We start from the raw sequence: 16342 nt of genomic DNA on the forward strand, positions 1-16342 counted from the left end.
TATTGGACTAACTTTGCCTGAGCAAAATTACCCCCCCCCTAAATCCCTGTGTATCAATGAGTTATAACTTTTCATCTCACTATTGTTGTTATGTAGTTTCTAGCTTTCCGGACTATTGCTACGTCAATATTTTGTTAATTGCTAGCAAAGATAATTAAAAGTTGGCAAACTAAAGAATTTTATCACGTTATTTAACGGAAAAATGCAAAATATGGGGGTTAGGAAGATGTTTTACCCCCTCTAGTATGGGTAAAAAATGCCCCTCCTCGGACATTAAATCCGTCTCTAACATGATGTATTTTTGACAAAATGCAACAGAAAACAAGGATAAAAATGTAGAATCGAACAACATATCAGCTAACTGAAGCGGCTTAATATGTAGATAATTATTATACACAAAATATTAGAGTAGGAATATAACAAAATACACATAACACACTAATAACCAACATATTCAGACATACGCTAAACCTATATCAGGTAAAACTCGCAAGTTCATCTTGCGTGTCATTAAGGGTCAAGGTCATTAAGGGTCATTTTCATTTTCGGGGGAGAAAAATCCCCTATAGTATATATATAAATAAATATTTATATATACTATAGCTCAAAATGACACTTTCATTTTTCTAAATGACCCTTAATGACACTGACCCTTAATGACACGCTTGTTTTTCATCCTTACTTTTCCATTGCTGATTGTTTCTGCAATAAAGTTCAGATAGAAAATCAATAGAACTTATTGTATTACAGCTACTTATAGCCTTTCTCACATAGAAAGTCAGGGTGAAAGCTTGCATTCTGCCCGAAAATGTTGTATCTTTGCACCGGCAATCGAAAGAACAGCCTTTTGTGCCTTGCTCGGGTCTTCTCTTAAGACCAACACGGGTCATAAATGATGGCAGGCGCCGGTCATCAATGAAGACCCCGAAAACGGCAGGAACGGGGCGTTCTGGGGAGTTGCAAAACAAAGGACTCTAAACATACTACAACGACTATGATTAATTACAGCATCGTAATGCGTAGCGTGAACGCAAATCTTCTGGAAATCAACCAGGCGAAGTCACGCATCAACCAGGCAAAGAAGGAGGGCAAGACCCCTGACCCAAAGGACCTGGAACTCGTGAAGACCGAGAAGCAGAATGCTTTCGCCATCTCGCAGTACACCGACATCATGACCATCGAGAAGTTTGCCAAGCACATCACCTCTCATGGCAGTGTTTATTCAAGAGCTGACATCAGCGCCATCCTCTACATCGCCGTAGACTGCATGCGTGAGATGTTGCTCGAGGGCAAGAAAATCCGCCTGGGCGATCTCGGTGATTTCTCTCTCCTTCTCACCTCGAAGGGTGCTGAGGATGCCGACAAGTTCACCGCTCAGAACATCACCGGTGTGAAGGTTCAGTGGGAGCCAGGTCAGGAGTTCAAGAACCTTCGCGATGACGCCGAGTTCAACCTCGTAGCCAGCCGCAGTGCTCAGGCAGCCGTTATCAAGGCGATTAAGGAGGGTAAGACCAACGTTGACCTCAACGCGCCAACTACTCCGGATAATACGCCAGGCGGTTCTACCCCAGGCGGTTCCAACACCGGTCAGACCGGCAGCGAAGGCCAAGGCTCTGAATCAGGCGGCGGTACTGGCGATACTGGTGACGGCCTTGAATAGCCAAAGGATAGACTGGCTAGGGTGCTAGCCCCTAGCCCAGCCTATCCGCCCCCAAAAAGTCAACATTCAACACTCAACATTCAACATTCAAAAAAATGAAAGCGAACACTTGGAAAACGATTCTGCAGATAGCCATCAGCATCCTGACCGCTATCGCTACTACGCTCGGAGTAACGAGCTGCATGGGATAAAAACAAAACGACCGCTCACCTCTAATGAGGGAGGGGGTTCTGTTAATACTTGGTGTAATACTCGGGTGGTTCAAAGGTACTACTATTTTTCGTAGTAGCCAAATATCCAATACGAAAAATCGTAGTATTAACAATGTTTAAGCTTTCTGACCATCAGAAAACGGTTGCTTGTAAATCCGCTTTAATATTGCTCATGCAGGCGTTAAGTCGCTGATGTCCCCGGCACGGAATCGTGTCGGGGACTGAGTTGAGTTATCGAACATGTTAGCTATGCTAACTGCAATGCACTAATGCGATTGCTTATTTCCTTGACTGCCTGGTTAAAAATGCCTTTCTGCTCCTGGTTGAGCGTATAAATCTTTCCACGCACCTGATATCCGTTGAGACGCTGCAAAAGCCATGATGCGCTCTTATTGAAATAGGTCTTGGCAATATAAGAGATAGGAAGCAGTTTGTAATCCTCCGCATCTATCTGGCTTCGGAGAGCTTTCATTTCGCTCTCCAGGCGAGTTACATTCTCCTCCACGAATGGTTTTGCCACTTCAGCAACAGCATCCTTATCCATCTTTTCCAACTTAGCGATAATTTCTTTTTTTCGCTCTTCGCTCCTTGCATCGGTATTACCAGCAAGAGACTGATATTCCTCCAATAAAATCTTAATATTTTCCATATCAATAATATATTTTATAATCTCCTCCCAAAGGAGGGGAAGTGAAACTTTACTTTCTATTCTTCATCAGTCTTGAAAGGTCATCTAAGAGATAATCAAGTCTCTTTTCGATTTCCTTCTTCTTTCTCTCGATTTCATTTTCTAAATCTTCTTGCATAGCTAAAAAATCTAATTGATTAAACATGTTCCTTAACTCGATTGCAAAGGTACATAATAATTTTAATATGTACAAATATCCCATAATAAATTTATTATGTATAACACATTTTTAACTTCTTGATACGGGAAATGAGCGGAAAAAAGCGTATCTTTGCAGGAAAGAAATGTTTCACCTATTTATATATATATAAGGTATGGAAAAGATAATAAGTAATAAGGCAGCCTCCTTTGTCAGCATGGAGCTTGCCAGATATGCGCTGGAACGGGCAGACCTGAGAGCCAGCAGCATCCTGACCGCTATCGCTACTACGCTCGGAGTAACGAGCAGCATGGGATAAAAACAAAAGAATGTGTCATAAGTCTAAATAATGGTAGCCGAAGACGGGCTGAAAGCCCAAAAGCTCCTAGCCCAGGGCAGCGCCCTGGGTTTTTAAATAGATACAACAAAGTCGCCCTGTAAGGGCAAAAGCCTTCAATTTCAAAGCTTTTGCCCTTACAGGGCGACTTGTTTGCGTCCGTATTTACCCAGGGTGTTACCCTGGGCTAGGAGCTTCTGCCCCTTCAGGGCGAGAGGGGTTCAGCCGGTCATTAAGGGTCATTATCATTTTCAAACCCCAAAGAGAATCCGGTCATGGAAGTTTTGTTCACTTCTTGTTGTTGTTAATTGGGGGCTGATTTTCCACAACCAAGTTTACGACATTTGTAACAGTTGTGAATTCAGGAAGTTCGACGCCTATGCTGACGAGATATTTTTCGAGGGTCGTCTTAATCCACGCTATTTTTTTTTCACGGTTCTTAAAAGTATTCATGGCAAACTTTGCTTCATCTGAAAGTTCCTGTCTCATGAATCTCTTTTCAGTCGTGATTTTTTTTTCGAGCTTTTCCACACTATCTTTCAACTTCTTATTTTCTCTAAGTCGGTTTTTGTCACGATTCTCATAATTGGTTATGAGTGACTTTTTCTTATTTTCATATTCGGTTATAAGTTTCTTTTCCTTGTTTTCATATTTGCTTATGAGTTTCTTTTTCTTGTTTTCATATTCGCCTATGAGTTCCCTTTCCTTGTTTTCATATTCGCTTATGAGTTTACTGGTCTCAACGTTAAGTTCACGTTTTACCATTGCTCTTGTGCTCAAAACAGCTTTCTCGAGGGCTTTTATCTCACTCTTCAATTCCCGGTTCTCTTCAACTAGCTTGTCGTAGTTCTTTAGAATCGGCATCATCTGCTGTTCGTATGGCAAGTCTTCATTCATCATTATCATCTCTTTTAAGTTAAGTTCGTTAAACAATTGCACGGACGATTGTGCCTCATCCGCTTATAATTTTATTATCAAGGGGCAAAGGTATATATAAATTATCAGAATTACGAACTTTTAAGAAGAAAATTTGCAATAATCCTGTATTTTTCTCTTTTTTGGGGCATGAAGGATCAAAGTTATTAAGGGTCATTTTCAAACCCAAAGAATCCGGTCATTTCCTGTCACGGTCGTTTTCTTTATAATCCGATTATAAGGATATTTGCCTAACTTAGGTGTTTTTCCTTTTCTAAACTTATATGCAATAATAATCTTGTAGGTTGCTTATTATTCAATTGAATATCATTCCATATCGCATCATTTTTGTATAATTTTAAGAATTCATCTATTATAGTGGATGAAAGAATCTGATTGTCAAGTTCACACCCGGGAATCATGAAAATAAACTCATAATGAAGGATATGTAAATCTGCACATAAATAAGGTATGGGATCCTCATTTTTCTTTCTAAAATACATATTAAGGAATGGATGAACGACAGGTTCTTTATGGATTGTTTCTTTAATATTTGGTAGTGTAATTGCGCAATCTTTGTTAATCCAATCAATTGTTTTCTTGAAATGTTTCAACTCAGAAGTAGGCAACATTCCTATTACAAACTTAACCATAGCACGATAAACATCTGAGAAATCAATACTATCAACATCCAAAACAAGATCAGCCTTATCTCTTATTACCGATACTTTTGTATAATCTATTAGTTTGAATTCAACGTCATTTGTATCTGGATTTACACTCAATTCAAAGGAGTCTGTTTTGATTTTATAGGATTTAAAACCTTCAAACTGACTTGATATAACCCTTGAGAAAGAAATATATTTAAGAAACTCTTGTTCTATAGTTGCTCCAAATTTTTTATTACATTCATCACATTCGTCATTTGTGAAATAAGCTATATTGCCCAGACAATTAGAAATAGTATGTGCATCAGTTTTAAAAGTTGCATTATCAGACATTGAACATCCACAATATCTACATGTCCTCAACTCACGTTTTTGCTCGCCAAAGCGTACTATTTTATTGTATGGATAATTCAATAAACGATAATGTTCAAATAAAGCAGAATACTTGTTCAGAAAATCTTTCAATTGTTCTTTTGTGGAAGTGCCACTTTCCAACTCCTTCATTTCCAACATCAATTTCTTCGTTTCAATTGCGTCAATAGAACAATTCAGTAATACTCCTAAACATTTTCCTTCTTCCATTTTTGAAACCAAAGCAATAACAGATTGCAATTCTGGAATCGTTTTTGATGCATCTTTGATGAACTTTATAAAAACTTCTTTCCATCGTTCTATAATTTGAAGCACAAATATTCCTTCTGGAGACTTATCACCATTACCTACCAATCGATTTAATTTAGTTACAAATTCCGTTTTAAATATATCTTCAATACTACATTTGGAAGATTGCAAAGCAATGTATGCCCCCTTATTCTCTTCACTTGTAAAGAAATTAATAATGTAAGTTACCATACAATAAAGTATTTAATATTTATCTTATATTAACAGTTTAACAACTTGTAGGTTAATGTCATTTTCAACCATCTACCTGAGGTGAACATATGAACATTTACAGATTACACAAAAAGATTCTAGATGTTGTATATTACTGATTCTGGAAACAGCAAAGGCATACCTTTCTTCTTAATTTTGAAAGAGTATGTATCGCCATGTCCACTTGGTCGGCAAAGCAACAAATCAACAGTTATAATATTCTGTTCAAGAAGTATATCAAATTGACCAATATTAGGATTCTTTGTATGCTCTATCTGTTTATAGCGAAAGTATTCCTTACCATTGTTTAACTCGTTTTCTACTTCAATCCAGAATGTTTCATGATGTTTTATTTGTAAACGTTGGTGTAACTTTACTAACCTCCAAGCTGCAATATCTTCAACTTTTCTTCTTTCAGCTTGTAATTCAAGAAGTTCGTCTACATGGTTGACATTCAAGAACATCATTTGACTGTTTGGTGGAGCACATTGAACAGTGTTTTGGTAAGTTTTGAAACCGTCTTCATTGATGTAACCGTATTTCTCGACAATTTCTCGTCCAGATTTCAATTTACTAATTCCCCAATCTGGGGTTTGGGTAAATAGTACATTTTTCTTGCTGTTTCTTTTATCCCTATGACTCTTCAATTCTATTCCCTTGTAATCAGGAGTTTTGTCACTATTCATACTGATTCCAAGGAAAGACTCTATAGCTCTGCCAATTCCAGTGTCAGCCGTTACTTCTGATTCAAACCACTGATCTTTAACAGCACGGAAACGCCCAAGAAGTTCCTCTGAAACAGAGTTTCCCTCTTTGTTAATTTCTTTCAAAATCTCCTGCATAGGCGTAATGAGAACTGAATTGTAGCATTTCTCTATATCTATATGAGATATATTGATACTATACAAAGTTTGTTCATGCCAAAACAAAACATGAATGTCATTACCGTCTGTATGTGCACCCAATCCATATATCCACATTCGAGGGTCTCCTTTCTTTGTGTTCGGACGATAAAAGGATGCTTTCGTGAAAAATTGAGTTGCATCTGTAAGTATGCAAGCTTGTTTTATTTGCTTATGTTCTTGACCTTGAAGTTGTTCCTCATAGTTATGAATACCATTTTCAAGAAAATAGGCTCGCATAGGAGCTGTTGAGTCAAGAATACCCTTACCTAAACCAGTAGGGGTAATCTCGACTTGTGTAAACTTCACATTGTGGTTTACAAGAAATTTTAAATTCTTCTGCTCGAAAGCAGTAAATGGACGCATATTAACCATACGAAAAACTTTTTACTTTATATGTTTCAACAATGTATTGGCAATTGCCCTTGCCATTAGTGGTGGGACAGCATTACCTACAAGTGTGTATTGAGGTATCTCTTTTTGGCGATTGTTACCACCTGTCTGACGTTTACCTTGGAACACAAACGAATCGTCAAAACTCTGGAGGCGAGCCATTTCACGAACAGTCATAGGACGATACGCAGAATAATGAATAAAGTCATCTGGCATTGTACATACTGTAGGACTTTGTCCAAGAGGATTCAAAACTACATAGTTTCGTTTCTGAGAATCCAATCCCTTTTCTTTCAGTTCAACCTTTGCCTCATCATAATCACCATGTGCAGCAATAATGCGCAGTCGTTCACGAACTTTTTCATTCTGTAGACTTGTTTGGTGATTGAACAAATCCATATGCTGATATTTCTGCGGTTTATCCAACTCATCCAAATTCATCACATAGAACGGTTCCTTATCAAACGTAAAGCGATGTCCCAAACGACCAATTTTTGACCATTCAGAAAACAAAAGTCCATGTTCGTCTGGCTCACCCTGAATAGCTCTTTGAATTTTTGTATCTTCAAATTTCGGGTTCAACTTTGGCTTCTTATACGAAGTTACTGTTTCACCATTTCCTATCATATCCAAATCCCAAAGAGCTTCATAAACTTTCACTTTCTCGTCATCACTGACGGTGGCTGGAATCTCTTTAATAACCTCTTGGTCATTTCGGCAACCAATAAACACGACTCGCTCACGATTTTGAGGAACACCATAGTTTGATGACAAAAGAACAAATGGCTCTTCAATATTGTAAAGACGAATCTCCTTCATCATCTCATTTAGATGATTGAGAAGGTCTGTTTTACCTTTGAGTTGCTCTTGAATATATTCTATACACTCATCAAATGTAGATGTCAATATTTCCAAAGACTTTTTCAAGGACTGAGCTTCATCCATACAATCACCCATATTTGCCACTTTATCAACAGCATCTAAAGTCTTTTCTAGAATCTGCTCATCTGATATAGTTTCAATTATAGCATTGTAACCATCCATAAAAGTGTCATTGTCAATGTGAGCACTGGTTTTTAACTGAATGACCTGTTTACGGATTGAATCTCTTTGCTGTTTCATTTTTAACAACAAAAGTCCATGACGAATAGTATTTACACTTTCATCACTCTTGCTTACGCTATATGGCAAATGCTTGGTCACATCCTTTAATTGTTGCTCAAGATTCTCAAAGAAAATCTCATTCTGCTTATCCCAATTGTCTGTGGACGTTTCCATACAAAGCCTAATATATAAGGCATAGTATAAGGATGCAGGCATCTGTGGTTTCAACACATCTTCCAAGAAAGCATAGAGCTGATTCATTCTCGCATCATCAACGATTGATCTGATTTCACGAAGAATTCTCTCTTTTATTCGTCCTTCATCCTTTGTTAATATTCCCTTTACATTCTCCATTACAAAGTATTTAGGGCGTAAAGCTTTAATAACCTTTAGGTAATGGAAGAACAGGTCATCACGCTTATCTAGTTTCTTTCTGCGACCTGCAAGACTAAACGACTGGCAACTTGGACCACCAGTTACAACATCGATTTCTTGATTGCCAATTTCTTTGAGAAGATTAGGTAAAAAAGAATCTTCCATAATGTCTTGACACATGAACTTAGTATCAAGACCTAACATCTTATTGTAACGTACACGATGTGTGAGTTCACAATTCTCGTTTATATCGCTTGCTAACCGAAAATTGTAATACTTGTCATCCGTATAGGCTTGCATGAAACCCTCGCTGAAGCCACCAGCCCCAGCAAACAAATCAAGATATGTAATGCCCTTTCGGGTTGAAATAAACTCTTTCTTTTCAGACATTGTTATGTTTTACTATTTATTTAATTCTGTTATTCAGCTCTTACCAATTCAGTACTGAACTTTCGCATGCGGTTCAAGAACGGGCTGAAAAGCCCAAAACTCCTAGCCCTGTAGGGGCAAAAGCTTTATAAATTACCTGATATTTAAAAGCTTTTGCCCTTACAGGGCGACTTGTTTGCGTCCGTATTTACCCAGGGTGCTACCCTGGGCTAGGAGCTTCTGCCCCTTCAGGGCGTGTGGGGCAAAACATGTTAAAGTTTAGCTACTACTGTAGCCGGTCATGAAGGGTCAAAGTCATTAAGGGTCATTATCATTTTCAAACCCCAAAGAGATTCCGGTCATTTCCGGTCATGGTCATTTCCGGTCATTTTCATTTTCTTATGCCTTGCCCCCTAGAGAAAAATCAAACCGGTGTATCGGTGGTTGAATCCTTGAAGAGGTCATCGGCTGATGGAATCTCATCTTCATCAAACCACTTCTTCAACTTGTCCTGAGCCTTTGACTTTACATCTTCAGAAACCTCACCCCAAACTTTCTTGAGCACAAACAGCAATACGGCCAGGTCATCGCCCAAACCGGCAATAGGTATGGCGTCTGGAATCACATCGAGCGGACTGATGAGATAACCCAAGGCACCTACGATCAGAGCCTTGTCCTTCAGCGAAACCTTGTCGCTCTCTAACGTATAATAGAGAATGAGCGCTGTATAAACCATCTTGGCACCGGCACGTTTGGCAACATGCGAAATCTTCTCGACAAATGCACGCTGGGTGAATTTGTCCTTATAGTCCATAAAGTCTGGTAATGTCATACTACTTATAGTTTATAGTTTATTATTTACAGTTTACAGTTACGACCGCTTCTCGTAGAAGAGGACTGCCTTGATGAAGGTCTCCATCTTAGGCTCCTTATGATGGTTCACGCGATAGGCGATGATCATCTGGAGAAGTGCCTTGACAAAACACGCCAGCAGCAGACCGATGATGACGGCTATGACCGTGGCGAGCATCTTGCCGTTGTCGTAGACGGGTGACTTATCCGGGAAACAGGACAGCACCAGTACGGGGAGGACGGTGATGAAACCGCCGATGGTGAGCTGGCTGCGCTTGGAACCACCCATGTCGAGTATCGCCTGCTTATCGAAAAGATAATCATCCAGCTCCATACGGGTAATGCCGTAGTTTTCAAACTTTGGGAAATCGGGCTCATTGCCATATTTCGCTATCTTGCCCGTTACCTTATGTTCGAAATCATCTAATATCTGCTTTTCCGGTTCTCTGAGTTTCATAATCTTGCTAGTTTTTAAAATCGTTTAAAATGAATGCATCTTATACCTTATTATATATATAGCGGCTGCGATGCTGAAAAAAAAAAGAAAAGCAGTGCCCCTATAAGCCGAGTTCTGTGTTCCTATTGAAAATAAGAATGTCTGTCATTTATCTAGTCCCAAAGTCACCCTTGGGCTCAAGCACTCTACCCTCCACAGCAGCCCGAAGGCAATCGGACGAGCCGCCCTCAATCTGCGGTATACATGAGCTTACAGCTCCCAGATGGCACAGCCTGACGATCACCCGCCAGCTGGTGGTCTCTTACACCACCTTCTCACCCTTACTCTCACCACCCCAGACTGGACTAACGGGATAAGTGAAAGCGGTTATTTTCTTCTACCGACACCTACTGTCACCAATAGCTTCTAGTTTCGGAAGTGGGATGCTCTATGCTGCCCGGACTTTCCTCTCGCACCTGAAAGATGCCAGCGACAGACCGGAGCACTGCTTTCGACATGCAAAAGTACAAAAAACTTTTGATACTATCGCACGATTCCTCACTTTTTTATGCATCATTAACTGAACTTTCGCATATCAGGAAGTTAAAGGAGTTAAGGAAGTTAAGGAGTTAAGACGTATGTCTTGCTGCTTAAAAAACTACGCCCAAAAGACGGTTGTCTTAACTCCTCAGCGACCGCAGGAAGCGATAACTTCTTTAACAGATATTCAATAATTAGCAAAAGATAGTTTTGTATGCAGAACTAAGATTTTCATGCTTACATTCAAATATTTGTGAATTTAGGGCATTTCTTATTTAATAGCCGTTAAAGTGTTAATTTAAAATGTTAAAACGGAATAAATTTATACTGAGAATGAAGCGTATCTCAAAAAATGACCCTATATTTGCAACCGGAAAACAGAGCGGTGCATGACAAGCTGACTTTTGGCATGATATTAGCTGCTGCAGTTTCAAGGAAAAGAAAAGTAAACAATAAAAAAATAAGAGACATGAAAAAATTAAGTAATTATGTTGTGGCTGTGCTCTGCGTTAGTTCGCTCGCATTTTCAGCCGGTGCTTTCATGAAAGTAAATGCTACACCTGCAGCTACCGCTGCGCCAGCAGGTCAGCCTGTAGACTTAACCTATGCTGCCGAGAAGGCGCTGCCTGCTGTAGTACATATTAAATACGTACAGAACTCGAAGGTGAAGACGGTAGATGTGCAGGACGACCCATTCGGAGGATTCTTCGACCCGTTCGGCTTCTTCGGCAACCCGGGACAGGGCAACGGAGGAACACGCAAGCAGAAAGTGCAGACTCCGAAGAGAGAGGCTACAGGTTCGGGCGTCATCATCAGTCAGGACGGTTACATCGTTACCAACAACCACGTGGTAGAAGGTGCTGACGAGCTGACCGTAACGCTGAACGACAACCGTGAATTCTCGGCTCGCATCATCGGAACCGACAAGACTACCGACCTCGCCCTCATCAAGGTAGACGGCAAGAACCTGCCTACCCTGCCTATCGCCGACAGCGACAAGGTGAAGGTGGGTGAATGGGTCATCGCCGTGGGCAACCCATTCGGACTGAACAATACGGTTACAGCCGGCATTATCTCAGCCAAGGCACGTTCGCTCGGTGCCAACGGTGTAGAGAGCTTCATCCAGACCGATGCTGCCATCAACGCAGGTAACTCGGGCGGTGCACTCGTCAACACCCAGGGCGAACTGGTAGGCATCAACGCCATGCTCTATTCTCAGACCGGTTCTTACTCCGGCTATGGTTTCGCCATCCCTACCTCTATCATGAACAAGGTGGTAGACGACCTGAAGAAATACGGCAGCGTACAGCGCGTGATGCTGAGCATACAGGGAAGCGATGTGCTGAACTATATCAACGCCCAGAAGGAGAACGGCAAGGAAGTGAACCTGGGAACCAACGAGGGTGTTTACATTGCCAAGGTTGATGAAGACGGCAACGGTGCTGAGGCAGGACTGAAGGAAGGTGACGTGATTACCAAGGTTGACGGCAAGAAGGTAACCAAGATGGCTGAGCTGCAGGAAATCCTGAACGGCAAGCGCCCTGGCGACAAGATGAGCATCACCTATCTGCGCAACAAGAAGGCAAGCACCAAGACCATCACACTGAAGAATGCCCAGGGTAATACTTCGGTTATCAAGAGTGCCGACCTCGACGTGCTCGGTGGCAGCTTCCGCCCTATTACTGAGAGCCAGAAGAACCAGCTCAACATCAAGTATGGTGTAGAGGTAATGAAGGTGAACAGCGGCGCCCTGAAGGATGGTGGCATTTCACGCGGTTTCATCATCCAGCGCATCAACGACAACAACATCAATACGATTGATGACCTGCAGAAGGCTGTAAAGAGTGCTTCTACCAGCAAGGACCCAGTGCTCTACATCCAGGGTATATGGCCAACAGGCAAGAAGGCTTACTTCGCTGTTCCGCTGCAGAAAGACTAAGGGTAAGCGTTTGAAGAGAAACGTCTCATGATTGAGTAGTGAAAAGGCATTTTTGCTGCCAAAAAACTCAAGAAACAGACAAAAATCAATAAAATAGTAGGTATTTCTGAAAAATATCTACTATTTTTTTTGGTATTTAAACAAAAAAGTGTATTTTTGCAACTACTTAAAATTTGATGCCAGCATGAGACAATTAAAAATTACTCAGTCAATTACGAATCGCGCAAGCGCATCGTTAGAAAAATATCTTCAAGATATTGCTCATGAGGAGCTGCTCTCTACAGATGAAGAGGTGGAGCTCGCTCAGCGTATAAGAAAAGGTGACCGCAGGGCATTGGAGAGATTAACAAAAGCCAATCTCCGTTTCGTGGTGTCTGTTGCAAAACAGTACCAGAACCAGGGGATCAGTTTGCCTGATCTTATCAACGAAGGAAATGTGGGGCTTATCAAAGCCGCACAGAAGTTTGATGAAACCCGAGGGTTTAAGTTTATCTCTTACGCGGTATGGTGGATTCGCCAGAGCATTCTGCAGGCCATAGCCGAGCAAAGCAGGCTTGTGCGCCTTCCGCTCAACCAGGTGGGAAGCGTTAACAAGATTAACAGAGAGATGAGTAAGTTCGAACAGGAATTTGAACGCAAACCGAGTGTAGACGAAATAGCTGACCGCATAGACTTGCCGGAAGACAAGATAGAGGACGCCATGAAGGCTACATCGACAAGTCGCCACCTGAGCGTGGATGCTCCTTTTTCTGATGATGAAGATGGCAGCATGCTCGACCTGATGGCCAATTCGGATGATCCGACCGACAAAGAACTGCAGACAGAGTCGCTGAGAGCAGAAATAGAAAGACTGCTCAAGACGCTGCCGGACAAAGACCAGAAAATCATTGCTGCCTTCTATGGCATAGGAACACCTGAACTGACGCTCGAAGAAATCGGAACCAAGTATCATCTCACCAGAGAAAGAGTACGCCAGATTAAGGAAAAAACGATCAGGCGACTCCGGAACAAAACGACAGATAAACTGCTGAAGTCCTATCTGGGATAAGGAAAGATCCTGCATGACTGATGGGGCAGACAGCACAAAACAAAATAAGACAGAAAAAAAATGAAAATTACAAAAATTGCATTAGCATCTATTGCATTAGCATGTTTCAGCTCGCTCTCTGCATCAGCCAAGAACGAAGTTAAGACTGCATACATCTTTGGATTTGCCTCGTCGTTTAATGACTCTACAGTCTATTTCACAGACGTTCAGAAGGTTGATTCTGCCTATTTCACCCGCAAGAACAAGTTTCTGGTAAGCCGCGAGAACTATTCATACCAGTTGCGCGACTATCTGGAGCAGAATGGTGCCGGCAACCGCACGTGTATCGTGATGTTTGACTTCAACCAGAAGAAGGCTGAAAAGAAATGGAACAAGCTCTATGCAAGATATATTCAGAAGCCAAAGGCTAAGAAGGCAAAGAACGGACAGCAGATGAACGATGCGCCTAGCCCTTATCAGGTGAAGACCATCAACTCTACTGATTTTCATTTTTCATCTGTTCAGCCAAACGATGAAGAGGTTGAAGAGGTAAAAGTGAAGAAGGCTAAAAAGCCAAGAAAGAAAAGCGCAGAAAAGGCGCTAAAACTGAATAAGAAATCAAACATTCCTTACTCTACAAAGTAAAAAAGTTAATACTTAAATTAAGAAGCCATTCCCGTTTCAACCGGGAATGGCTTCACTTTTTATATCATATCATTTTCTACTTCAGATTCTGCTTGAACCAGTTAGCTATCTGGCGAAGCAGATGGTTGCGGGTATTGCCGCCCGAAATGCCATGATTGCGGTTCGTGTACCACAAGGTCTTGAAGTCCTTGTCTGCCTGAACCAACGCCTCAGCATATTCGAAGGTATTCTGCGGATGAACATTGTCATCTGCCAATCCGTGACAGATAAGCAACGCACCATGCTGCTGCTTTACACGCTCGATAGGGTTCACCTTGTAACCCTCTTCATTCTCCTTAGGCGTGCGCATGTAGCGCTCAGTATAAACCGAATCATAGAAGCGGTAGCAGGTAGGAGGAGCCACAGCCACACCTGCCTTGAACACAGGACGGCCCTCGCTCATACTCATCAGCGTATTGAAACCACCATAGCTCCAACCCCAAATGCCGATATTATCCTTGTCTACATAAGGCAGAGAACCCATGTAGAGAGCTGTCTCAACCTGATCTTTCGACTCTAAATCGCCCAGACGGAGATAAGTAGACTTCTCAAACTCAGCTCCTCTACCGCCTGTTCCACGACCATCTACGCAGGCAATGATGAATCCTTCCTGTGCAAGATAATAATCGAAAGCACCGCCATTGCCCATACTGCCCGTGCTCCATGAATCGAGCACCTGCTGGTTGCCCGGACCGGAATACTGGAAGAGGATGACAGGATACTTCTTGCTGGCGTCGAAATCTACAGGCTTCACCATCCAGCCGTCCAGTTTCACACCTTCGGAAGTGGTGAAAGAGAAAGTCTCGCGCTTGCCCCAATTATACTTCCGGGTCTTTTCGAGCAGCTGCTTGTTGTCTTCCAATGTCTTGATGAGCTTGCCCTTGTTACTGCGTACGGTGAAGACATAAGGATGGCTGTAGCTGCTCCAGGTATTGACGAAATAGCGGTAATCGCCCGAGAAGTAAGCCGAGTTGGAACCAGCCGCATCGGTAAGGCGCTCCACCTTTCCGTTCTTATGAGCCACGTAAACCTGGCGGTCGTGCGCATTGAGCTTGGCAGCCTGGAAATAAACATCGCCCGTCTTCTCATCCATTCCGTAGATAGAGGTAACATCATAGTTGCCCTTCTCTACCTGGCGCAGGAGCTTGCCGTTCATATCATAGAGATAGAGATGCATGAAGCCGTCGCGGTCGCTAGGCAGCAGGATGTTCTTCTTGCCCACGATGCTGTTTTCAATCACCTCTTCCTTTACAAACTTAGGCACACTCTCCTTGATGAGCATCCTGCTCTTGCCGGTGAAAGGATTGACTGCATAGAGGCGCATGTCGTCCTGATGGCGGTTCATCGTATAGACAATCAGACTGTTGGCGTCTGGCGATGTCTTGATGCGTGGATAATAGCCGTCGGAATCTACAGGCACATCGAGCGCCACGGTCTTGCCGTTCTTCATATCATAGCTCCAGAGGCTCACCTTAGAGTTGTCCTGTCCAGCCTTAGGATATTTATAGGAATATTCTCCCGGATAGTCGTGATACTCGCTATGGGTAGGATGAGAACCTTCGAACATCTGCAGAGAATAAGTCTTTACGTGCGATTCGTCGAAGCGTATCCATCCGATGGCAGTTCCATCCGCATTCCATGCAAAGGCGCGGTTGAAGCTGAACTCCTCTTCGTAAACCCAATCAGGAATACCATTGATTACCTCGTTGAACTTACCGTCGCGGGTAATCTGGGTTTCCTTATCTCCATCGGTAACAAAGAGATTGTTATCCTTTACGAAGGCGATGTGGCGTGAATCAGGCGACCAGGTAGCCACCTGCTGGTTAACGCCCTGGGAAAGTTTCTTCAAACTCTTCTTAGCAATATCATATATGAAATACTCTGCCTTGAACGAGCGGCGGTAAATAGCTTCGCGATGGGTCATGATAAGCAATTTCTTGCCATCAGGACTGATTACATAACCCTCAATCTGTTCGAAGGGAGCCTTGACTGCGTTCACATCGAAGAGGATGCTCATCTGCTTGCCCGTCTTGAACGAATAACTGATAACCTGCTTGCCATCATTGCTGATAGAAGCGTACAAATCGGTGCCATCAATAGGGTTAATACCGGTAACATAAGAGGCAGCAAACTCGCCGGAGGTAATGGCCTTCAGGTCGAGTTTATCTGCAGCTTGCATTGCTGAAACCATCATGACAGTTGCAATAAAAACTGGAAATCTTTTCATGT

At 42.1% G+C, this 16342-nt stretch carries 15 protein-coding genes and 1 other RNA gene; 6 read left to right on the forward strand and 10 right to left on the reverse strand.

Annotated features, from left to right (window positions below):
- The first annotated feature begins 994 nt into the window (after positions 1–994).
- Positions 995–1660 (forward strand): HU family DNA-binding protein, encoded by a 666-nt coding sequence (locus tag NQ544_RS06550; RefSeq protein WP_006847482.1) that lies wholly within the window; start codon positions 995–997, stop codon positions 1658–1660.
- A gap of 95 nt (positions 1661–1755) precedes the next feature.
- On the forward strand, positions 1756–1851 hold the full coding sequence (locus tag NQ544_RS06555) for a smalltalk protein (RefSeq protein ID WP_153072405.1): 96 nt from the start codon (positions 1756–1758) through the stop codon (positions 1849–1851).
- Between the two features lie 268 nt (positions 1852–2119).
- Here the strand turns inward: NQ544_RS06555 and NQ544_RS06560 are convergent, their stop codons facing one another.
- The gene (locus tag NQ544_RS06560; protein WP_006847481.1) at positions 2120–2521 is read right to left on the reverse strand and encodes a DUF5053 domain-containing protein; all 402 of its coding nucleotides are present in this window, start codon (positions 2519–2521) and stop codon (positions 2120–2122) included.
- A 49-nt stretch (positions 2522–2570) separates the two neighbouring features.
- The gene (locus NQ544_RS06565; protein WP_260113673.1) at positions 2571–2705 is read right to left on the reverse strand and encodes a hypothetical protein; all 135 of its coding nucleotides are present in this window, start codon (positions 2703–2705) and stop codon (positions 2571–2573) included.
- A 169-nt stretch (positions 2706–2874) separates the two neighbouring features.
- On the opposite strand from NQ544_RS06565, the gene NQ544_RS06570 reads away from it, so the two are divergent.
- A complete protein-coding gene (locus tag NQ544_RS06570) occupies positions 2875–3018 on the forward strand; it encodes a hypothetical protein (RefSeq protein WP_006847479.1) in 144 nt (47 codons plus the stop codon).
- A gap of 306 nt (positions 3019–3324) precedes the next feature.
- On the opposite strand, the gene NQ544_RS06575 is transcribed toward NQ544_RS06570, so the two are convergent.
- From NQ544_RS06575 to rnpB, 7 genes are all read right to left on the reverse strand, one after another.
- Positions 3325–3936, reverse strand: a complete 612-nt coding sequence (locus NQ544_RS06575) for a hypothetical protein (RefSeq protein WP_153134002.1) — start codon at positions 3934–3936, stop codon at positions 3325–3327.
- Positions 3937–4202: 266 nt separating this feature from the next.
- A complete protein-coding gene (locus tag NQ544_RS06580) occupies positions 4203–5471 on the reverse strand; it encodes a hypothetical protein (RefSeq protein WP_006847476.1) in 1269 nt (422 codons plus the stop codon).
- Positions 5472–5590: 119 nt separating this feature from the next.
- On the reverse strand, positions 5591–6769 hold the full coding sequence (locus NQ544_RS06585; RefSeq protein WP_006847475.1) for an MvaI/BcnI family restriction endonuclease: 1179 nt from the start codon (positions 6767–6769) through the stop codon (positions 5591–5593).
- Between the two features lie 12 nt (positions 6770–6781).
- Positions 6782–8656 carry a DNA cytosine methyltransferase gene (locus NQ544_RS06590; RefSeq protein WP_006847474.1) on the reverse strand — a complete coding sequence of 625 codons (1875 nt, stop codon included), beginning with the start codon at positions 8654–8656 and terminating at the stop codon, positions 6782–6784.
- A gap of 403 nt (positions 8657–9059) precedes the next feature.
- Positions 9060–9467, reverse strand: a complete 408-nt coding sequence (locus tag NQ544_RS06595; protein ID WP_006847473.1) for a YkvA family protein — start codon at positions 9465–9467, stop codon at positions 9060–9062.
- 39 nt (positions 9468–9506) lie between these two features.
- Entirely contained in the window at positions 9507–9944 is a 438-nt protein-coding gene (locus NQ544_RS06600; protein WP_006847472.1) for a hypothetical protein, read from the reverse strand.
- Positions 9945–10031: 87 nt separating this feature from the next.
- Positions 10032–10432: RNase P RNA component class A (rnpB, locus tag NQ544_RS06605), an RNA gene on the reverse strand.
- A 500-nt stretch (positions 10433–10932) separates the two neighbouring features.
- On the opposite strand from rnpB, the gene NQ544_RS06610 reads away from it, so the two are divergent.
- From NQ544_RS06610 to NQ544_RS06620, 3 genes are all read left to right on the forward strand, one after another.
- Entirely contained in the window at positions 10933–12402 is a 1470-nt protein-coding gene (locus tag NQ544_RS06610) for a Do family serine endopeptidase (protein WP_040553047.1), read from the forward strand.
- A 184-nt stretch (positions 12403–12586) separates the two neighbouring features.
- Entirely contained in the window at positions 12587–13450 is an 864-nt protein-coding gene (locus tag NQ544_RS06615; protein ID WP_006847470.1) for a sigma-70 family RNA polymerase sigma factor, read from the forward strand.
- 60 nt (positions 13451–13510) lie between these two features.
- A complete protein-coding gene (locus NQ544_RS06620) occupies positions 13511–14074 on the forward strand; it encodes a hypothetical protein (protein WP_040552928.1) in 564 nt (187 codons plus the stop codon).
- 76 nt (positions 14075–14150) lie between these two features.
- On the opposite strand, the gene NQ544_RS06625 is transcribed toward NQ544_RS06620, so the two are convergent.
- Entirely contained in the window at positions 14151–16340 is a 2190-nt protein-coding gene (locus tag NQ544_RS06625; RefSeq protein ID WP_006847468.1) for a S9 family peptidase, read from the reverse strand.
- Positions 16341–16342 lie beyond the last annotated feature (2 nt).

Origin of the sequence: Segatella copri DSM 18205 (assembly GCF_025151535.1) — a bacterium.
GTDB lineage: Bacteria > Bacteroidota > Bacteroidia > Bacteroidales > Bacteroidaceae > Prevotella > Prevotella copri.